The following is a 20,864-nucleotide window of genomic DNA, read 5'->3' on the forward strand; positions in this document are numbered from 1 at the left end:
GTCAGCACTCCACCACAGCAGAGCACGCCAGATAGAGAAAGCATGCAGACATGAATATCCAGACAGGACCGGATACGACCCCCGAATGCATCAAGGGGACGTTTTTTGCACGACTGCGCAACGCCGCGCCAGCCGCGTGGCAGGGTTACGTAGGGCACCCGTTCGTGCGCGGCATGGCGGATGGCACGCTGGATCCCGCGCGGTTCCGGGCGTTTCTCATGCAGGATTACCTGTACCTGCTCAATTACGCCCGGGCGTATGCGCTGGCAGTCTATAAAAGCGACAGTTTTGAGGAAATGCGGGAATCCGCCGATATCGTGGCGGGTATCCTGAATACGGAAATGGCCATGCATTTTTCGTATTGCGAAGGCTGGGGCCTGAGCCGCGCGGAAATGGAAGCCCATCCCCCCGCGCAGGAGCTGCGTGCCTATGCTGGCTTCATCCTGGACCGTGCACAGGCGGGCGACCTGCTTGACCTGCTGGTGGCTTTGTCGGCCTGCCTGGTGGGATATGGCGAAATCGGGCTGGCGCTGGCGAATGACCCCGCAACCGTGCGCGAAGGCAATCCCTATTTCTCCTGGGTCAGCGTATATGCCGATGAACCCTATCAGGACCTGATGCGCAGGGGCCTTGCCCGTCTTGATATCGTGGCGGCCCGGCGCGGGGGCGTGGCGCGCCTGCCGGAACTGACACGCCTGTTCACAACGGCCGTATCGCTGGAAACCGCATTCTGGACTGCGGGACAGGCGGAAATGACATAAATATACAGCGCCATCATGGCAGCATGACCGCACATGGTTACAGTATAACGACAGGATACCGGCATGTCTTCAACAAGTAATCGTCAGCATGTCATGCGGCCACATGGTACGCTGGCGCGAAAGGGGGCGGGGCTGTGCGCCGTCATGGGGATGCTGGCGCTGCCGCATGCGGCGCTGTGTGGTGATCTGGTTGTCCGCAATACGGGCGCGGCGGATGCACAATGCCACGTCGTGGACAGTGGCAGAGCCGATGCCGTCTTTACCGTAAAGGCGCAGGACACGGCGCATGTCGGCGTCCCGACGGGCGGCATGATCAACAGCGTTGAATGCAACGGCCTGAAAACCCGTGAAATGCACATAACCCCGAAGGGAATGGATGGTTACGTCGTGCTGAATGGCAGACAGAAGCGCGTGCTGAACGTCTCGCTCTATCCATTCATTCCCAGCCTGCCAAACGGCAATTTCCAGACACTGGTCCAGCACGTCATCGCTACCTATCAGGACCGTAACCCGGACGTGCTGCTGAACGCCGTGATGAGCGAGGACGTGGATATCTATAATCCGGCCCGCCTGCTGCAGCTCCTGTCCGGCAGGGGGTATGATGTCGTCGAACTGGATACATTATACATCGAATTCCTTGCCGCCCATAAACGCATCGCGCCGGTACGCATAAGTGGGGACGCGCCATGGCAGTCGGGCCACGATGCCGTACTGTACCACGGCGTGACCTATGCCGTGCCAAGCTGGCTGTGTCTTGATTTCCTCTATTCCTATTCCCCGGATATCAAGGACATACATGGGCTGGATCAGTTCATGTCCTACCTCAATCGCGAACCGGCGGAAAAACGCCGTATTTCCGCCGATTTTTCAGGCACGACCCGCCTGCCATCCCTTTATATAGACGGCTATGTGCAGCGTTACGGCCATGACCATATCCGCGATGCCTTTCGCATGCCGCCCGACCCGCAGGTCGTGAACAGCCTTATGCGCCTTGCCATCACCTGCACGGATGGGAAGGAAAATCATTGCGTTGACGGGACGCTCAGCCGCGCTGCGGATGGTGATGTGGACAGGATCTTCGCCGAAGGAAAAAGCGGCTTTGATATCGGTTTTTCCGAGCAGAGCTTCTATATCAACCTGTTCAACCCCACCCATGCCGCGTCCCTTGCCATGATCCCCGTGCCATGGGGCGAAAATGGCCAGTCCATGCTGTACAGCGATGCGTTTGTCACGAACAGGACATCATGTTCCAGTACGTCATGCCAAACCGACAGTACCGCGTTCACGACCATGATGACGGGGAAGGAAATGAAGACATATATCGCCTTTTCCCAGGACCTGCCGCAGGGAACGCCCGCACGCCACCTTCTGGTCGGCACCCGCCCGTTCTGGGATCAGCAGCAGGTTCGTGACGATCCCATTTACAGCCAGGTCAGGACTGTTATCGAAACAGGCCAGGCATTTCCGCATGACCTGAATGAATCCCTGCGTGACCGGATGGCGCGGGATGTGTGCCTCATGCTCAGAAAAGACATTCCCCAGTATGACTGCGACATGACGAAGGGGCCGATGTAGGAGACGGGCCGGACACCATCATTCATGACACGGGCAGAACGTCCTGTTCGTGCTGCAGCAGGCTGCTGGCAAGGGCTTTGACTTCATCTGCCTCCCGGCCGGTCAGGCTTGCGAAAAACGGTCCCATGACGCCCGTGTCGGCAATCCCGGCCAGACGCACGCCATCATGCAGGACCGGGATGGGGGATATCCGGGCGCGCAGGGATTCAAACGGCGCGAACAGCGATGCAATGCGCTCCGCTTCCATCATCTCACCAACGTGGATCGCGGCATGAAGCTGCGTTGACAGCCGTGGCGCGATGACACCGGACCCGGATGTATAGTTCCGGACGCCATACCTGGCCGTGGCGATGATGCTTTTTTCCCCGGCGCCATCAATGATACGCTCGGGACTGCCCAGTACGTCGACCAGCTGCGCAAGATAGGGATGGGTCCCGTCGTCGTCCGCCGCTATGCCGTATTCGATCATGCACAGCACACCATCGCGGATGAGGGCCGCGGCATCCGTCACGCACAGATATGCCGGGTCCTTGAAGAACACCATCAGCGGCTTTCCCAGCCGGTCCGCCAGGCGGCGCAGGCCAGTTGCGACACCGTTGCCATTGACCGGAGCGAACGGCAGGAGGATGGCGGTGGGAAAATCCCGTTCCCGCAGGATCGCGACCTGATCCCATGCCTTGCCGAAATCAGCGCCGATGGAGGGAATGACCCACTCATCCGGCTGCGCCATGTCCTCGATCAGGTCGAGCAGCGCCCCATAGGTGCTGAGCGGCTGGTTGAACAGGTTGGCCACGCCGCCATACATGAATGACCGGATGCCGCCATCGCGCAGCCACGCGTTCAGGCGTCGGTTTTCCGTCAGGTCGAACGACCCGTCCCCATGACGCGCGACCGGGGGCAGGGCCATGATGGCGGCGTTGATGTCATGGGGACTGATCTCGGTGGTTTTCATCGCGTTTCCAGGGCTCCATGCAGAATGTCGGTATCGCCACGTCTCCATTGAGCGTGCGCCCGGTATGTCAGGCAAACATCAATTTGATGTCGTTTCGGCATCAAATTGATTGTTTGATACGCATTGCAGTGCGCTATCGTGTTCCCGAACCCAGTGCCACCCTTACCCGCAGGGACATGCCGTGATGCCCATTCCGTCTTCGGATGACATTCTGTACGAGGTCCGTGGCCCCAAATCGTGGGAATGCATGACATCGACCGAACTGGCGGGACAGCTTGCCATAACGGACTGCGCCATCGTGCCCGTGGGCGCGGTGGAACAGCACGCCGGGCATCTGCCACTGGGTCAGGACAACTTCCAGATCAGCGAAATTGTCCGGCGCAGCGTCCTGCAGCTTGCGCAAGAAAACCGGCATGTCATTTTCGGTCCGACAATTCCGTTCGGTCCCGTATCAAATGTCCGGTTTGCGGGCTGTATCAACATCCGTCCCTCGACACTTGCTGTCCTGACCAGGGAAGTCTGCCTGAACCTGCACCGCGATGGCGTAAATACCATCGTGCTGGCCATGGGCCATGACCTGTCCCTTGGCGCACTGATGGTCGCGGCGCGTGAACTGGCCGAGGAAACCGGCGACCGGCTGCGTGTCATCGTCGCAAACTGGCTGCCCTATGTTGTCTCCCTCCTGCCGCAGGTCTTTACCGACCTGCCGCCCGGCGCGCGTGACGGGCATGGCGGCGCGGGGGAAACCGCCCGGATGCTGGCACAGCATCCGGCACTGGTCCGCATGGATCTTGCGCGCGATTACCATGTCGCCGCCACGCGATCAGCCACGCCATTCGCCCATCCGGTCACGGCCGGGGGAGGGGTTTACATACCGCGGGCCACCACGATCAGGGATGAAGCGTTCCAGGGCATTCTGGGCTGTCCGTCGCTGGGAACGCCGGAAATCGGTGAGACGCTCTATAACGCGCTGAGCGGCTGGCTGAGCGATATCGTGCGCGAATACTGTTTTGGCGCATCGGAATCCTATAATTACTGAAACGGGGGAAGTGGTCGGATCATGAATCGTCGCGGCTTCATCTCGTCATGTATCGCAGGCTCGCTCGCCATGGGCACGCGCGCCTTTGCCGACACGCAGTTGCGGCCCTGCAGTTACCAGCTCAGCTGGATCAAGAACTTTCAGGGCGCGGGTGAATATATCGCGAAGGCAAAGGGATTTTTCCGCGAGCAGGGGCTGGATGTCACACTGCTTGCCGGTGGGCCGACCATGCCGCATGAGCCGGTCGTCATGTCCGGCAAGGCGCTTGTGGCCCAGACCATGCCCGATAACACCGTCATGGCGAACATGCACGGCGCCACGCTGAAAGTCATCGGGGCGGGATACCAGAAAAGCCCGTTCTGCATCGCATCCCTGCTGTCCGGCCACCCGATGCGCACGCCACAGGACATGATCGGCCGCAGGATCGGCGTCCAGAGCGTCAACCTTGTCGTGTGGCGGACTTTCCTGCGCCTCAACCATATCGAGCCTGCGTCCATTACGGTCGTGCCGGTCCAGTTCGACATGGCGCCCCTCATCGCGGGCGACGTGGACGGGTTCTTTGGCTACCTGAATGACAATGTCGTGCACCTTGAGGTCGCGGGACACCAGACGGCGGTCGTGCCCTTTGCCCGGTTCGGCTACACCGTGATGGGCGCGACACTGGTGGTCCGGGCGGACAGCCTGCAGGACCCGGCCCGACGCGCCATGCTGGTGTCATTCATGCGCGCGGACATTCAGGGGTGGCAGGCCGCGATTGCCGACCCCGCGCTGGGGGCGGACCTGACCGTCAACACGTTCGGGAAGGGCAATGGCCTGGACCTGAAGGCGGAAGAACAGTCCTGCCGGGCCAGCAATGACCTGATGATGAACGCGGATACGCACAGCAAGGGCCTGTTCTGGATGAGCGACGCCAGCATAGCGGATACGGTGCGTATCCTGCGCCTGGGCGGTCTGGCCGCAAGCCCGGACATGTTCACCAACGAAATCCTTGTCGAAGCGCGTCAGGATGCTGCGACACGCTGATTGTCCCGAAAGGAATGTCAATGGCCGAAAATTACCAGAGTCAGGATTTATGGAGCCGCACGGCCACCCGCAACGGCTATGCCGCCGATGAACTGCGCTCGGTGCTGCAGAAATCAATCCGGCGCGGAATGGTGGAGGAAGCCATTCTGGCCGGATGCGAACTGTTTTTCGACAGCACGGAAACCGAGGAGATGCTCTGGCGGCGTCTGGAAATCATCACGACGGAAGACGTCGGCATGGGCTTCCCCGATGGACCGGCGGTGATCGAGGCGCTGTACCAGCAGGCGAAGCGGATGGCTGATCCCGGTGATCGCTGGATGTATGGCGCCCATGCCATACGGATACTGGCCACCGCGCGGAAGGACCGGCTGAGCATGGAACTCGCCTGCTGGGCGCGTGAAAGTCTGGCGCGGGGCGAACGCCGCATAGAAATCGAGGACTACCACCTCGACATGCATACCCGCCGGGGCGTTGAACGCGGCAACGGGCCGGAACACTGGTGGCGCAATGGCGCGCGGCTGGATAACCAGATCAATGAGGCCCCCTCCAGATACAATGCATACCTGCGCAGACTGTACCTCGGGGACGAGGATGGAGAGGGCAGCTGAACCCGCCTGCACCCGACAGCGCAGGCGCCGCGATCGTGGTGCGTGGCGTCACACGCACGTTCACGCTTGGCGCGATACCTGTCGTCGCGCTGGAGGCCATGGACCTTGATGTCCCGGCCGGGACGCTTGTCTCCCTGCTCGGGCCATCAGGGTGCGGCAAATCGACGCTGCTGCGCCTTTTCGCGGGACTGGACATGCCCGATGGCGGTTCGATCCTGATTGACGGGCGGCATCCCGCTGACATGCGCGCCAGCCACCAGATCGGCATTGCGTTTCAGGATGCGTCCCTCCTGCCGTGGCGTTCCGTCCGGTCGAATATCTGCCTGCCGCTTGAACTCGCGCGGCGTGCCGCGGACCGCCGTCAGATTCAGGAACTGATCGACATGGTGGGACTTGCGGGTTTCGAGGATGCCCTGCCGGCACAGCTGTCTGGCGGCATGCGCCAGCGCGTGGCGATCGCCCGTGCGCTGGCCGCCACCCCGGCCGTCCTGCTGCTGGATGAACCGTTCGGTGCACTGGACGAGGTGGTACGGCTGCGCCTGCATCTGGAGTTGCAGCGCATCCGTGCCGCACGTCCGGTCACGACGGTCCTGGTCACCCATACCATTGCCGAAGCCGTGTTCCTGTCGGATCAGGTGGTGGTCATGGCGTCCCGCCCGGGGCGGGCCGTCCGCACGATCGCGATTGACCTGCCGTATCCACGCACGCCTGCCATGCTGCGCAGCGCGCGCTTCCATGAACTCTGCGATCGCTGTAGCGAGGTCCTGTTCGCGAACGTGACGGGCTCCGCCGGACTGCGGGAATGACCATGCGGCGGTACGGTAACCTGCGATCCGTCCTGGCATGGGGCGGCAGTTTCGGGGTGGTCTTACTGTTATGGCAGTGCGCAACCCTTGTTGTGGCGCTGCCCGGGCCATTTGCCATCATGCGCCGTATCGGGACGGACGGGCCGGCACTTTACTGGAATGCGGGGCTTGCGACCCTGCGCTGCGCGCTGCCGGGATGGGCGGGCGCCACCGTGGCCGCCGCCCTGTGCGCCCTGCCTGCCACGATGTGGCCCGTTCTGGCGTCCGGCCTGTTCCAGCTTGGCGTCATGTCCTACTGCCTGCCGTCGCTGGCCATCGGTCCTGTCCTGATGATCGTGCTGGATGGCGACGGGCCACGCATCATGCTTGCAGCCCTCGCATCCTTCTTCACGATGCTGGTGGGAACAATGACGGGGCTGCGCGCGTGTTCACCATCGCAGACGGTACTGGTCACGGCATTTGGGGGCACCGCGCTTCAGGCCCTGTTTCGGGTCCGGCTGCGGGCGGCACTGCCTGCGTGGTTCGCCGCCCTGCGGATCTCGGCATCCGCTTCAGTGCTGGGGGCGATGGTCGGGGAATTCCTTGGCGCGGAACATGGCCTTGGCGTGTTGCTGATCAATGCCCAGCAGAGCCTTGATCTGTCACGGACATGCGCCGTCACACTGGTTTCGGCGGCATTCGCGGGGGTGCTTTATGCCGGCGTCGGCATTGTCGGATATGCCTGCACGCGCTGGGCACGCGACATGCCCCTTGACCTGGCGCGCGACAGCGAGGCCCTGCGCGCGGGCTGGACGGCTGGCCCGGAGCGCATGCGGGTACTGTTGCATGGCGCGGGGCGACTGGCCGGGGCGACGGTACTTGCGCTGGGCGCATGGTGGCTGGTGCTGCGCATGTCCGGGGTGACGCCCTATGTGGGGCGGTCCCCATATGATGTGCTTCTTTACCTGACCGATGGAGCAGAGGGGCCATCGCGGATCAGCGCGATTGCCGGGGAACTGGGGATAACCCTGCAGGACATGGCGGTGGGACTGGTGGGCGGGATCGTGGCCGGACTGGTTCTGGCCGTGTTTTCACAACTGTGGCCACCACTGCACCGGCTGCTTGCCGGGCCGGTCTTCATCATGCAGGCCATACCGCTCATCGCCACGACGCCCCTGCTGATCCTGCTGTTCGGACGCGGGGAGGCGATCGTTGTGACTGTTGGCACCATCGTCACGTTTTTTCCGGTGTTCGTCACCGTTTCCCAGTCCTTTGCACAGACGCCCCGCACGGCGCTTGACCTGATTTCGGCCAATGGCGGGGGGCGTGTGGACGCGCTGCGCAAGGTCCAGGTACCGGCGGCCCTGCCATCCATATTCGCGGCGCTGCGCATTGCCGCCCCGCTGGCGATGACGGGAGCGCTGATTGCTGAATGGCTGGCGACGGGGCGCGGCATGGGGTACATGCTGCTTAATGCCGTATCAATGTCGGATTACGACGGATTATGGGCGCGCGTCACCGTGACAACCACAGTTTCCATGATCCTCTATGGTCTGGTCGGGCTGGGCGAGGTTGTCGCCATGCGCGCCCTGACGGGGGGACGTGCCCGGTGATATTCCCGCATGCCTGGTCATGCAAGCGCGCCATCAAGAATACGCAGACCGTGGTCCAGAAAACCCCGACAGGCATCCGAAAGACCGCCATCTGTCATGACACAGCATCCCATCAGGCTGTACCGCGCCAGGGGCTCCGCAACCGGCACATAGGACAGGGCCGGGTCCCGCGCGCATAGCTGGGCGGGCAGGGGCGTCTGTAGCGAGACCAGGTCGCTCCGCGCTGCGAAATCCCGCATGATCTGGAAGGAATTTGTTGTCAGGAACGGCAAACACCCCGACGGTTCGCGCATGGCAAGCCGTTTCTGGAACGCATTAAGGTAGGCAGCATCATCCGGCAGGGCCAGTGGATAGGCGCTGCAGTCGTGCAGTGTCACGGAACCCCGTAATGCCAGCGGGTGATCGTGACGCATCACGGCACAGGTTTCGAGCGCGTATTCCCGCACGACCCTGATATTGATGTCTGTCGGGGCATCATAGACGAAGACCATATCAAGGCGCCCGTCGCCAAGATGCGCCAGCAGTTCGGGCGCGCGTCCCGTCCGGATGGTGAAGCGGACATGCGGATCACGTAACGCAAAGGACAGGATCAGGTGCGGCAGCATTTCACGTGCCAGCGCGTCATGGGCGCCGATCCGGACATGCCCGGGCGACAGGCGGTGCAGGTCAGCCAGTTCCTCGCCCGTCATCGCGACTTCATCAAGAATCCGGGTCACCCTGCGCAGGAGCGTCTCACCCGCATCAGTCAGCATAAGCGCGCGGCTGCGGCGTTCGAACAGCGGCAGGCCGATGGCGGCCTCAAGCTGGCGTACATGGCGGTTGACCGCGGAGGCCGCGATATTCAGCTTCTCCGCCGCGGCACGAAATGAACCGGTCAGAGCGACCGTATGGAAATAGCGCAGGGCAGGCAGGTTCTGTAGCACGCGCGTCAGCCCGGACTGCATCTGGTCGGCTTTTCCCGTGGCGTTGGTAGGTGCTGTGCCCGACACGAACGTACTCCTGCAGATAACCTGACGTCTGATAGATAACAGGTCAGGGGCTGGTGCAAAGAAACTCGTGGTGATCGACTGCATCACGGCGGGATGCAGGCGTTACAGGCGGCAGGCTCCGGGCTGTGATGGGCCGCCATGGATCACACGGGGGCACCCTCATGCATGGGGATGGCATGTACGAGGTTTATCCGCATTCGGTGCTGCATGATGTCGGGGTGTGGGGGACTCCTGCGCGTCCGGTGCGGCTGCGGGAGGAGCTGGCCGCGCGGATCACGCCATGGCGGTCCCGTCACTCCAGCTCCATGAAGGGAAAAGCGCGAACAGGCCCATGCCGCCCTACGCGACATCAAACAGCTTCAGGCGATAATGAAGCTGCCGTGCCGTCATGCCCAGCTGCTGCGCGGTGCGTGACTTGTTTCCGCCATTCAGCCTGAGCGCATGCAGCAGTTCTTCCTTGGAATGGGACGACGCGGACAGGTACGGCCGGTACGCGCGTTCGCCCTGCACGGCCTGCAATGGCACCGACTGCGTACTGTCATGCAGGAAAGCACGCAGGTCCCGCGCCGCCATGACTGGCTGCGGGGCCAGCAGCACGACACGTTCGATCACATTGGACAGCTGGCGGATATGACCCGGCCAGTCCTGTTCGGTCAGCAGGTCGACCGCCGAGCGGGACAGACTGATGTTGCGTTCGTGACGCTGGTTGAACTGGCTGAGAAAATGGCTGCACAGCAGGGGAATGTCCTCCCTGCGGGCAGCAAGGGTCGGCAGCGTGATGGGGATGACATTCAGATGGTAGAACAGGTCATAGCGGAACAGCCCCATCTCGACACGCTTGCGCAGGTTCTGGCTGGTCGCGCTGACAACCCGGATGTCAATCCTGCGCGCAAGGGCCGTGCCGACACGCGTGAACGTGCCCTGTTCGAAGACATGCAGAAGCCGTCCCTGCATGGCCAGCGGAAGTTCACCGACCTCATCAAGGAACAGCGTGCCGGTATGCGCCTGCTCAAGCTGCCCCGTCCGGCGCGTCCTTGCACCGGGAAAGGCCCCGCGTTCATGGCCGAACAGCTCGGTTTCAAATGCGTTTTCGGGAATGGCGGCGCAGTTGACGCGCACAAAGGGCTGCGCGCGACGGGGACTGGCCATATGCAGCGCGCGCGCAAACAGTTCCTTGCCCGTTCCCGCAGCCCCGCACAGCAGCACGCTGGATGACGCGTGCGACACGCCCTCAAGCTCGGCAATCGCCTTCAGCAGGGCAGGGGAAGTACCAATGATGCCATACCGCATGGTGGCGTTTTCCAGCGCGTTTTCCAGCAGCTGGTTATGCTCATGCAGGGCACGCGTCTGTTCTTCCACCCTGTCGCCCAGTTTCATCAACTGTCCGATCAGGGTGGATATGATCTGCAGGATCATGATGTCATCGGACAGGTTCCTGTTCCGGTGCCGCAGCCGGTGACACGCGATCAGGCCGACCCGGTTGTGTCCCAGGTCAATCGGCATGGCGATGAAGGCCACCTTTTCCGGTGGCAGGTGCGCGCGCAGGACGGCACGGCCAAGGAAAAGGGGTTCCCTGTCGATATCCTGCACGATAATCAGATGCCGGTTCTTCAGTGCCGTCCCCGTTATGCCCTCGCCCAGCCTGTAGACACCGCGTGTAATCTCGGCTGTTGTCAGGCCATAGGCATGGCGGATGCGGTAGACGTCCCCCTCCGGGTCCCGGAGGATGATGCGCGCGCGGTTGAGTCCCAGCAGTTCCGACAGCAGGTGAACGACCTCACGCAGCACGCCATCAAGGTCAAGCCCCCGCCCGACAAGGCCCATGACGTTCTTGAGCAGCAGGATTTCCTGTGAACGCCAGAACTCGGCAGGGAAACCATCATGGATGTCGGGACCGGACATATGCGCCAGCAAGCCTGATAAGGAAAAGGAGCCATCTGGCTGGCAGCCCGCGACGGGACGCTGGCAGCCAGATCGCAGCCTACATGGACAAAGCGCTTCTGTCAGTCAGAATACGAACTGCATGGTCTGCATGTAATAGGCGCCTGAATGCAGCCCCGCCTCACGCACCCCGCGGGAGGCCAGGATACCGGCAATATCATGCGTCCAGACCCAGTGCGGGGCGAAGGACCAGCTGACCTGGAACTGTGGTATGGCGCCCACATATCCCCCATGCAGCCCGTCACGCGGGGTATAGACGCGCCCGATCCCGTACAGCGCGTCCTGCGTGCTGTCACGCCAGAAGAATGGCGCATGCAGCCGCAGCGAAACCTTTTTCGCCGCCGCATAGGTCATGACCGGGCCCACGCCAACCAGGTTCTGATTGTTCAGGGTCATGGTCACGTCATTATAGTAGGGAAGCGGGAAATAGGGTGTGCCGAACGTGCCCACCGATCCCGATGTCTGGTTGTAATTCCCCCCCGAGAACAGATCCGCCTGCACGCCGAATGTCGGTGCGCCCGTAACCTTGGGAATGGTATAATTGATGCCGCCATTGACCGCGTAGGCGTCCACCCGCCGGTGCGCGCCGTTATTGACGGGATGGAACGAGCCGCCCTGATAGATGCCATCAAGATTTACGGTAAAGGGACCGACCTTGCCCCACAGCCGCCCGCCAATGCCATCCCGGCGCGTCGTGCCCGCCGTGGCCCCCCCGACCGTTGCCGTGGGCACCGACGCCAGCGCGCTGCCATACAGGTAGCCCATGAAGAACGCATCAAGGTAAAGCTGGGAACGCTGCCCCATGAACCGGAAGGCGGGAAGGGCGCCGGACGCATAGGCCCCGTACAGTCGGCCGGAATAGTTCGTGCCATTGGAAAATATGCCGACAGGCTGTTTGTTCGTCTGGAAGAAATCAAATATATCAATCCGGAAATTCTTCCATAACGCATAACCGCGAAACCCGTCCCATGTCTGCTGCACATTGGGGATATCACGCGCGGACTGCATCATGACCGGCGCATCAAGGAACAGCTGCCGTCCCCCCATTACCCCCATATGCGCGCCAAGGAACTTGCCCCGCAGTTCGACAAAGCCCTGCTGCATGTCCAGCCGTTCACGCTGCAGGCCGGTCTGGTAGCCGTATGTATTCGACCCGCCGGCCACGGCATCAAGCAGTTCGGCATAGATACGGACATGCGACCCCAGATGCAGGTCGGCCCCATACTGGTTGCGCAGCAGGACACGGCTGGCATCCGTCACCCCGGCCTTGCCCAGCGCCGGCTGGTTTTCAAACACATAGCGCAGGCGTTCTTCGCCGCTGAAGCTGACCCAGATGGAGCCACTGTCATTCAGCCGCACGTATTTCAGGCGGTTGAACCAGTCCCTGCGCCGGACATCGACGGGTTCATGGGCAAGAAAACTCCAGTCTTCGGCCCAGCGGGCCTGCCCGTACGGGCCAACCGTACCGAAACCGGATGCCGCGCCATTGGCCGCGGTGAACCGGCCAAGCCACGTCGGCATGGGCACGGTCTTTTTCACCTGTGGCGCACCCTGCGCAGGCTGGGTCGTGACCACCTTTGGCATCAGGCGCGCCGTATTTGGTGGTGGCAGACCGCCGCGCGTACTGTCCGTGACAGGGGCGGCCCCGTATGCGCCCGGTGACCCCAGACCTGCAAGCGTGATCGACAGGGCGGCAGCCTTTCTGAACGACTGCGCCTGTCCGGGAAGAAAAGTCCTGTAGGCATGCGACATGGTCTGTACTCCTTGTTACGATGTTGGACCGTAAAGAGCGCAAGAAACCGTACCGTCCTGGGACGATAATTTTATTTTCTGTTATTTTATGTAGTGGGCGGAATATTGAATTCCGCCCATATTATACTGTCAGTATTTCTTGTAAGGCAGGAATTTACCGGAAATATTGACATGAACCCGGTCACCCGCGGGGTCAGGCTCGCGTTCGATATGCATCTTGAAGTCAATGGCGCTCATGATCCCGTCCCCGAACTCCTCATGGATCAGTTCCTTGATGGCGGGACCATAGACGCTGATCATTTCATACCAGCGATACAGCAGCGGATCATCCGGCGCGCCGCCGCCCAGCGTGCCCTTGCTGGGCACGGTCTGCAGCCACGGCAGGGCGGAGGGGTCAAGGTCAAGCAGCGCGACAAGGGCCTCGGCCTCCCCGGCGCTGAAGGTCATCTGGCCAAAACAGGCCGCCGTGGTCCATTCCTTGCTCCGGCCCACGGCCGTCGCCACATCCGCCCAGCGGATGCCCCTGGCGACGCGCGCGGCGATAATGGCATGCGTGACCTCTTCTCGGCTTTCGAATACAGGCATGGTACTCTCCTTTCATTACGTCAGTGTTCGCCTTTGCTGACCAGCGCGGAGCGACGGACCAGAAAGTCGACAAGGTGGTTGCGCAGGTCGTAAAACCCGGTTTCATGATGCATGCTCTCCCGTGTCCGGGTGCGGGGCAGCGGATTGTCGATGCTTTCCGCCAGACGGGCATCGGGTCCGTTGCTCATCAGTAAGACACGGTCCGCCAGCAGGATGGCTTCATCAACATCATGCGTGATCATGAAGACGGTCTGCTGCGTGCGGGCACAGATCTGCAGAAGTTCCTCCTGGATCAGCCCGCGCGTCAGGGCATCCAGCGCGCCAAAGGGTTCATCCATCAGCAGCATGCGGGGCTGCGTGGAAAAAGCGCGGGCGATCCCGACGCGCTGGCGCATGCCGCCGGACAGTTCGGCCGGCTTCTTGTCCAGCGCGCTCCGCAGGCCAACCAGATGCAGATAGTATTCGGCCTTTTCCCTGATCTCAGCCCGCGACAGGGTAGGAAAACGCGACCGCACGGCAAAAGCCACGTTCTGCACCGCACTCAGCCACGGCAGCAGGGCGTGCCCCTGAAAGACGACGCCGCGTTCCAGTCCCGGGCGGGTGATCTCGTGCCCATCCATGATCACCGTGCCGCCCGATGGCTGTTCCAGCCCCGCCAGAATATTGAGGATGGAACTCTTGCCACAGCCGGAATGGCCGATCAGGCAGACGAATTCACCCGGCTGGATGGTGAACGAAACATCGGAAAATACCGGTGGCCCACTATCGCCATACCGTTTTTCCAGCATGGAGACCTCAACCAGCGGCCGGGAAGCGGCATGGGTCGCGGCCGGTGCCGCATATGCGCTGTCATTCGGCATAGGTCACGCTCCTCTGCAGGGCCGCCAGCGCGCCATCCAGCACCATGCCCGTAAAACCGATCAGCAGGACCGCCAGCAGCACGTTCGAAAGGGACAGGTTGTTCCACTGGTTCCACACGAAATAGCCAATGCCCGAACTGCCCACCAGCATCTCCGCCGCGACAATGGCAAGCCACGCGATGCCCAGCCCGATCCGCATGCCGGTAATGATGGTCGGTGCTGCCGCAGGTAACAGGACGAACAGGACCCTGCGTGTCCAGCTGACTTCCAGCGTGCGGGCGACATTCAGCCATTCCCGGCGGACACTGCCCACACCAAAGGCCGTATTGAGCACAATGGGCCACAGGGAACAGATGAAGATGACAAAAATGCCGCAGCCTTCCGGATTGCGGATCGTGTAAAGCGCAAGCGGCATCCATGCCAGGGGCGAGATCGGGCGCAGGATCTGGATAAACGGGTCAACCGCGCGGCGGATGACGGGATGCAGCCCGATCAGGAACCCGAACGGCACGGCAACCACAACCGCCAGCCCGTATCCGATCGCAACACGTAGCAGGGACGCGCCAACCTGCCAGCCAATGCCCCGGTCACTGGGGCCATTATCGTGAAACGGCGCGTGCAGGGCCTGCAGGGCGGACGCGGCGAAGCGGGCCGGGCCGGGAAATCCTTCCCGGGTCCGGGTGGTTCCGGGGGTATGGCCCATCAGCATCTGGTATTCCGCATTGCCCTGCGGGATACCGTACGGGGACCGGGGGGGCGCGGACGCGGTGGACAACTGCCAGACCAGCAGCAGGCCCGCGAACAGGGCAAGGAAGAGGAAAAAGGCCCGACGGCTTTCTGCTGAAATCATGGTGGCTATCCCTGATTGAAGAAAGACGGATGGTCAGGATCGAAATGCTGTCCCATGATGGTGAAGGACGGCCAGTTGTCGCCCCCATCCGCAGGCTGGGGAAGGTTCATGGCCTGCGCCTGCTGCCTGACCGCATCAATCAGGAAGACCTGCCGGGCCACATCGCGGTAATCCACCGGCCCCTTCAGGTACCCCCACCGTTCAAGCTGGGACATGATCCATACCGCCATGGACGGATAGGGGTAGGGCGAATAGGCCGCCCGGCGCGGGTTGTCGCGCACCACGCCCAGGCCATCCGCGTAATGCCCGGTCAGGCTCTGGCGAATGACCAGTTCGGGCTGGTTCAGATAGCGCGGCTGGGCCATGATCCGTGCGGCCTGCGCCCGGTTGTCGGGCTGCTGCATGAAATCGGCAGCGCGGATCATCGCGCGCTGCAGGGCGGCGGCGGTATTGGGATTGGCGTCCATGAACGCCGCCGTCATGCCGAAGGCACAGCAGGGATGGCCGTCCCATATCTCCGCCGTCAGGATATGCACGAAGCCCACTTCCTCGATGACGGCACGCTGGTTGAAGGGTTCCGGCCCGAGAAAGCCGTCAATATTGCCAGCCCGCAGGTTGGCGACCATGTCCGGCGGGGCGGTCACGCGCAGGGTCACGTCATGGTCCGGGTCCAGCCCGTGCCGCGCCAGATAGGCACGCAGCAGCAGGTTGTGCATGGAAAACTCGAACGGGATGGCGAAGGTCATTCCCTTCCACTGCCGCGGGTCGCGCCGGTCATGGTGGCGCAGGGCAAGGGTGATGGCCTGCCCGTTGAGGTTCTGCATGCTGGCCACGCGCACGGCATGCGGCGCATTCCCGCCCAGCCCGAGCGAAAGCGCCAGCGGCATGGGCGACAGCAGGTGGGACGCATCCAGATGGCCATCCAGCAACCGGTCACGTACCAGCGCCCAGTTTGCCGTTTTCTGCAGCTGTACCCGCAGCCCTTCCTGCACGAAGAAGCCCTGCGCTTCCGCCATGATCAGCGGTGCGGCGCAGGAAATCGGCACGAAACCGATGGTGACATCGGGCCGTTCCAGCGGGCCTGCCGGCACTGCCGCGCGCAGCGGGGACGGCAGGCTGCCCAGCACCGTTCCCGCCGCCAGCGCGCCCAGCACCGTCCGGCGGCCGATCCGCGCGGGCGCGGCATGCACGACGCCGCAGCCACAGACGGCCCCGGCCGGATCAGCGGAGGCGCACCGCAGCAGGGCCGCACGAGGCGGGCGCAGGAAGGAAAATCCGTTCATCACGATACCTCCAGCCGTGCTGTCGTGGCGCTGCCACAGCGTTGTTGCATGACAAGGCGCTCGGTTGTGTCCGTTACGACTTCCCATGGCGCGGCCGGATCGGGTGTACCGCTCAGTTCCAGCGGGGCCACCCTGCTTTTCAGCCGGACTTTCGGGGGCTGGTGGGCATACCCCCCATGGCGCAGCCCCAGGATTTCGTGCGCAATCGTATCCGCCTGCGCGGCGATCGGGCCGATATAGCGACATGGCTGGCCATGGATGGTGATGCAGTCACCCAATGCATAGATATCGGCCTGGCTGGTACGCAGCGTTGCCGGGTCAACCATAATGCCCGTATCCGTATCCAGCCCCGCCGTGTGGGCCAGATGCAGGTTGGTTTCCAACCCGATAGCGGCAATCACGATATCGGCTGCACACAGGGCAGGGCGGCCAGATGTCACAACATTCACCCTCATCATACGTTCTGACTTCGTAACGTTATGGACAACAGTATCGTTCATGACATGAATCCCGGCATGCTCCAGCCGCGCGCTGATACGCCGTCCCGCTTCGGGCGGTACAAGACCATCCAGCGGGTAGGGGCCGCGACCAATCAGCGTGACCGTGTGCCCGGCCTCGGCCGCGTCTTCCGCCAGTTCGCATCCGACCAGCCCGGCGCCAACCAGCACGATGCGCCGTGGCGTGTCGCCAATGCTCTGGCGCAGCCTGAGCCATGCCGACAGGGAATTGACCCGCCAGACCAGATCCGCCGGCAGGCTGGACAGGCGCACGGGCTGCGCCCCCTGCGCCAGTACCAGCGCACCATATCGCAACGTGCCCCGTGTGGTGCGCAGCCGGTGTGCGTGCGGATCAATGCCGGAGGCGAAGGTCCCGCCCATCAGCGTGATCCCCATGCCTGCCGCCGTATCCGCACCCTGACCCCGGCACAGGCTGGTTGCATCCAGCTTGCGTGACAGCGCCACGGACAACTGGGGCTTGGCATACAGATCACCCGCGCACCCGGTGACCAGCGCGATGCGTGCGGACGGGCTCAGGGCGCGCAGGCGCTCGGCAACCGCCCAGCCCGCCGTACCGCCGCCTACGATCACGGCGTCCCATATGCTGCGGGCAGTGACGGATATATCGGGCGTCGCCACGGACGCCACGGCAGCAGCCGGCAGGACATAGGGTTCAAAATCCGCCTTGGTCACACCGCACAGGGGGCAGGCCCAGTCATCGGGAATATCATCAAACCGCGTTCCGGGCGGCAGGCCGCCATCGGGATCCCCCAATGCTTCGTCATAGATCCAGCCACAGACCCGGCAGATGAATTTGCGGTAGGGGATCATGCAGGAAGTTCCTCCGTCATGAGCCGCGCCATTTCCAGGCGCAGATGCTTGATCGCGGGGGTTACGATCGCCACGAACTGCGCTTCCCGGACCCGGCGCTGCGGGGCGGCGGTGCTCAGATACCCCCGTGCCCCCTGATGCAGCAGGGCGGACTGCGATGCCCTCAGCGCCAGTTCAGACCCGTGCGCCCGCGCGTCCAGCACATCCAGCAGATAGGATGGGTCCGTCTCGCCCGGTGTGCGCGCCAGTTTCAGGGCACGTTGTGTAAAGGCGTCCAGCTCGGCCTGCATGGTGTCCGGACGGTCCTCCAGGAAGCGATTGACGTGGCCAAGCTGGGGTTCCACCTCCAGCATGGAATCAATGCATCCCTGCACGATACCGGCCGCCATGCCGGCCTGCAGCAGGATGAAGGGGGCCTTGATGACACTGACCAGCGGCTGCGCGGGAACGGCGATGACGTCGCGGGCGGGCAGGAAGTACTCATCCAGCCGGATGCTCCACGTACTCGTGCCTTCCATCCCGGAAAAATGGGGGCAGGGACGAAGTGCCGCCTGTCCATCGAAACGGAGCAGGAACAGGATTTCGCGCCCTTTCTGTCCGTCTATCCGGGCCATGGCGCCACAATACTGCCCCGGCGCGATATGGCTGACCCACGGCAGCACCCCGCTGACGCGATAGCCACCCGGCGCAGGCGTGGCCTCAAGCGCCATGCGCTCGATCCCGGCCAGGGCCTTCATGGGGTTGGACAGCGCCGTGCCACCAAAGCTGTGCCCGAGAGCATGGGTGGACAGCAGGTCCGTATTGAGTGCGCTATCGGGCGCTTTTTCCAGATAAAGGCCACAGACCATGTGGCACCACATAAGGAAGCCGGTTGCGCCACACTGACGGCTGACGGTGGCCATGGCCTGAATGGCCAGGCCAAAATCCGCCCCATTGCGCTGGAGATGGGGGGCCAGCGCCCCCGCTTCCCCCAGCGCACGCAGGATTTCGAGCGGGTAATGACCGTTCAGGTCAATATCCGTCACGATTGCAGCCAGCGGCCCCCGTGCGATCCCTTCAACGCGCTGGAGAAGAGACGTATCTGCCTGAACGGCCTGTGTCATGTTCCGGGCTGGCATGGAAAGACGGTCTCCTTTTACCGGCGTGCGGTGCCATAAAACTCAGTCTGCAAGGCTGATCGTCATAGGGACGGGATTACGCATCGTATTGGCGACGGGGGAGAAATAATTGGCATGCTGCACGATGGCATCCAGTTCCTCACGCGGCGCATCGCCTTCCACCACCACTTTTACGCGAATGCGCTGGAAGCCCATTTCCTCGGGCTTGCGCTCGGCCCCTCCGGCACCCCATGCCGCCGTGTTGCTGATGTCGCCTTCCAGCCAGAGTTCCAGCTTGCTCAGCTTTACTTCCCGGTATGTGGCAACCGCGGTAATGCCGACAGCCAGACAGCCCCCCAGCGCGGACAGGACGATCTCACCCGGGGCCGGGGCCGTGTTCTGGCCGAACAGATGAAGCGGTTCATCCACCACCACCGGGGCATGCTGCCCGACATGGCTGAGCGTGCGGTACTGGCCTTCGCACACGGTATGAACCTTGTTCGTGCCGAAGTTATCGGGGTTGTTGCGCCCTTTTTCTGCAAAACCCAGCAGTCCGGTCCGGTCGATGGGACGCAGATAGGTGGAAACAGTTTTGGTATCGGACATGATATTTGCAACTCCTGTTAGGAAATACTTCATCCGGGTTGACGAAATGACCTTCCCCAGTGACGGAAAACGTCTCAAGAAGTTTTTTTGCGCTTTTTAATGCGCTCTTTTTTATAGGTATTTTTTCATGGCCTCAGCGCACGGCACATGAATTGTCGACATTGTCCACATTGTCATGCAGGCGGAACCGGGTCGCGCCCCTGCCATAACGGATCGCCCGTTCTTTCCGTTCCGATCAGCGTGGAGCGAAGCAGGGATCAGGCTACGAACCCAGCGGACATCGCCGGCACGGACTGCTCAGTGGACCCTGATCGGGTGAATGCAAAGACACCTGTTGCCGTCCGTACAGACCTGGCGTGCCACAATCATTCCATCCCGAAATGGATATAAAGCGGAGGGGAACGGAGCCTTGATATTCAGGTCAGGGACGGCATGCGTGTACTCCTGATGATGATCAGGCAAAACACCATGAATGTCCCGCATGAAAAAAACGTTGTCCCCTGCAGGATATGCAGACATAGGCGAGGGCAATCTGACAGGCGCGAGAATAAGACTATTTTTCATAGTGGATATTTCCGTTAAAAAAACGTCCAAACTTCGTTAAATATGTTAAATCACATAAACTCACATTTTGGTAGTGCTTATATCGTGAATCATTCAAACATCTTATTTTGTGATTAAATTTTTATGTGTCATTTTTTGTCGTGAATAAGCAGCCTTCCATAGGCACAAAAGACTGGACATATGGCAGATTTCCACGCCCGGAGACCTTGACCGGAGGACGCGCCGCTCCATCTGAATGAAGCGGCACATCCACACAATCTATTGAAAATATTTAAGGATGCTTGCTTCAGGATGCGTCGCCCAGTGCTGGCCAGGTCGGAATTACACGTAAATATATGTAATATTTTTCAATATCACACACTCTCTCCATCCCAACCCGTCAACCTGGACTGGACAACCCGCTTCCTGCTTGGTCCTGTTTTGTTCTGGTCAGCGGGGACGGCAAAAGATTCCATGATGCAGTCCGCAGGATCGAACATCCATATAGCGGCCTGAATTCAAAGCGTCATGCCACCCGCGATGGCGTGAGGCGCCTCATCAGATCTGCCATAGATCAGCGCACCCGTATGCCTGCTGCAGAACCGGATGGTCCAGACGTCACCCGCAATACAGAGGTGGCCCCGTCCGTTCGGACAGTTTTGTGGGCTTGATAA

Annotated in this window: 18 protein-coding genes; 7 read left to right on the forward strand and 11 right to left on the reverse strand. The window is 61.9% G+C overall.

What is annotated here, in order from left to right; all coding sequences use genetic code 11:
- Window positions 1–50: 50 nt before the first annotated feature.
- Both tenA and B7449_RS00325 read left to right on the forward strand, forming a co-directional pair.
- On the forward strand, window positions 51–761 hold the full coding sequence (gene tenA, locus B7449_RS00320; RefSeq protein ID WP_048883076.1) for a thiaminase II: 711 nt from the start codon (window positions 51–53) through the stop codon (window positions 759–761).
- Between the two features lie 63 nt (window positions 762–824).
- Entirely contained in the window at window positions 825–2,336 is a 1,512-nt protein-coding gene (locus B7449_RS00325; protein ID WP_141654763.1) for a type 2 periplasmic-binding domain-containing protein, read from the forward strand.
- Window positions 2,337–2,358: 22 nt separating this feature from the next.
- On the opposite strand, the gene B7449_RS00330 is transcribed toward B7449_RS00325, so the two are convergent.
- Window positions 2,359–3,288: a hypothetical protein gene (locus B7449_RS00330; protein WP_039735079.1), complete on the reverse strand. Its 930-nt coding sequence runs from the start codon at window positions 3,286–3,288 to the stop codon at window positions 2,359–2,361.
- Window positions 3,289–3,472: 184 nt separating this feature from the next.
- On the opposite strand from B7449_RS00330, the gene B7449_RS00335 reads away from it, so the two are divergent.
- Genes B7449_RS00335 through B7449_RS00355 form a run of 5 tightly spaced genes read left to right on the forward strand, consistent with a single transcriptional unit; the run spans window position 3,473 to window position 8,356 of the window.
- Window positions 3,473–4,327 carry a creatininase family protein gene (locus B7449_RS00335; RefSeq protein ID WP_039735080.1) on the forward strand — a complete coding sequence of 285 codons (855 nt, stop codon included), beginning with the start codon at window positions 3,473–3,475 and terminating at the stop codon, window positions 4,325–4,327.
- 21 nt (window positions 4,328–4,348) lie between these two features.
- Window positions 4,349–5,350, forward strand: coding sequence for an ABC transporter substrate-binding protein (locus B7449_RS00340; protein ID WP_082084702.1), 1,002 nt, complete (start codon window positions 4,349–4,351; stop codon window positions 5,348–5,350).
- A 20-nt stretch (window positions 5,351–5,370) separates the two neighbouring features.
- Complete coding sequence (locus B7449_RS00345; RefSeq protein ID WP_039735111.1) at window positions 5,371–5,958, forward strand: ATPase AAA; 588 nt, start codon at window positions 5,371–5,373, stop codon at window positions 5,956–5,958.
- Between the two features lie 35 nt (window positions 5,959–5,993).
- Window positions 5,994–6,764: an ABC transporter ATP-binding protein gene (locus B7449_RS00350; protein WP_235721105.1), complete on the forward strand. Its 771-nt coding sequence runs from the start codon at window positions 5,994–5,996 to the stop codon at window positions 6,762–6,764.
- 2 nt (window positions 6,765–6,766) lie between these two features.
- On the forward strand, window positions 6,767–8,356 hold the full coding sequence (locus tag B7449_RS00355) for an ABC transporter permease (protein WP_158003670.1): 1,590 nt from the start codon (window positions 6,767–6,769) through the stop codon (window positions 8,354–8,356).
- A 17-nt stretch (window positions 8,357–8,373) separates the two neighbouring features.
- On the opposite strand, the gene B7449_RS00360 is transcribed toward B7449_RS00355, so the two are convergent.
- The 10 genes from B7449_RS00360 to B7449_RS00405 all read right to left on the reverse strand — a co-directional run bounded on the left by B7449_RS00360 (window position 8,374) and on the right by B7449_RS00405 (window position 19,647).
- Complete coding sequence (locus B7449_RS00360) at window positions 8,374–9,345, reverse strand: LysR family transcriptional regulator (protein ID WP_039735084.1); 972 nt, start codon at window positions 9,343–9,345, stop codon at window positions 8,374–8,376.
- A gap of 339 nt (window positions 9,346–9,684) precedes the next feature.
- The gene (locus B7449_RS00365) at window positions 9,685–11,247 is read right to left on the reverse strand and encodes a sigma-54-dependent Fis family transcriptional regulator (protein WP_039735086.1); all 1,563 of its coding nucleotides are present in this window, start codon (window positions 11,245–11,247) and stop codon (window positions 9,685–9,687) included.
- A gap of 105 nt (window positions 11,248–11,352) precedes the next feature.
- On the reverse strand, window positions 11,353–13,038 hold the full coding sequence (locus B7449_RS00370; protein WP_039735088.1) for an alginate export family protein: 1,686 nt from the start codon (window positions 13,036–13,038) through the stop codon (window positions 11,353–11,355).
- 129 nt (window positions 13,039–13,167) lie between these two features.
- The gene (cynS, locus tag B7449_RS00375) at window positions 13,168–13,623 is read right to left on the reverse strand and encodes a cyanase (protein ID WP_039735090.1); all 456 of its coding nucleotides are present in this window, start codon (window positions 13,621–13,623) and stop codon (window positions 13,168–13,170) included.
- A gap of 20 nt (window positions 13,624–13,643) precedes the next feature.
- Complete coding sequence (locus tag B7449_RS00380) at window positions 13,644–14,483, reverse strand: ABC transporter ATP-binding protein (RefSeq protein WP_039735092.1); 840 nt, start codon at window positions 14,481–14,483, stop codon at window positions 13,644–13,646.
- Window positions 14,473–15,333 (reverse strand): nitrate ABC transporter permease, encoded by an 861-nt coding sequence (ntrB, locus tag B7449_RS00385; RefSeq protein WP_039735094.1) that lies wholly within the window; start codon window positions 15,331–15,333, stop codon window positions 14,473–14,475. The genes B7449_RS00380 and ntrB overlap by 11 nt, the downstream gene beginning before the upstream one ends.
- Window positions 15,334–15,338: 5 nt before the next feature.
- Window positions 15,339–16,616 carry a CmpA/NrtA family ABC transporter substrate-binding protein gene (locus tag B7449_RS00390; protein WP_039735096.1) on the reverse strand — a complete coding sequence of 426 codons (1,278 nt, stop codon included), beginning with the start codon at window positions 16,614–16,616 and terminating at the stop codon, window positions 15,339–15,341.
- Window positions 16,616–17,944 (reverse strand): FAD-dependent oxidoreductase, encoded by a 1,329-nt coding sequence (locus B7449_RS00395; RefSeq protein ID WP_039735097.1) that lies wholly within the window; start codon window positions 17,942–17,944, stop codon window positions 16,616–16,618. The genes B7449_RS00390 and B7449_RS00395 overlap by 1 nt, the downstream gene beginning before the upstream one ends.
- Window positions 17,941–19,062, reverse strand: a complete 1,122-nt coding sequence (locus tag B7449_RS00400; protein ID WP_039735098.1) for an acyl-CoA dehydrogenase family protein — start codon at window positions 19,060–19,062, stop codon at window positions 17,941–17,943. Before B7449_RS00400 ends, B7449_RS00395 begins: the two co-directional genes overlap by 4 nt.
- A 42-nt stretch (window positions 19,063–19,104) precedes the next feature.
- On the reverse strand, window positions 19,105–19,647 hold the full coding sequence (locus B7449_RS00405) for an OsmC family protein (protein WP_039735099.1): 543 nt from the start codon (window positions 19,645–19,647) through the stop codon (window positions 19,105–19,107).
- Window positions 19,648–20,864: the final 1,217 nt, after the last annotated feature.

This window comes from Komagataeibacter intermedius TF2, from assembly GCF_000964425.1.
Taxonomy (GTDB): domain Bacteria; phylum Pseudomonadota; class Alphaproteobacteria; order Acetobacterales; family Acetobacteraceae; genus Komagataeibacter; species Komagataeibacter intermedius.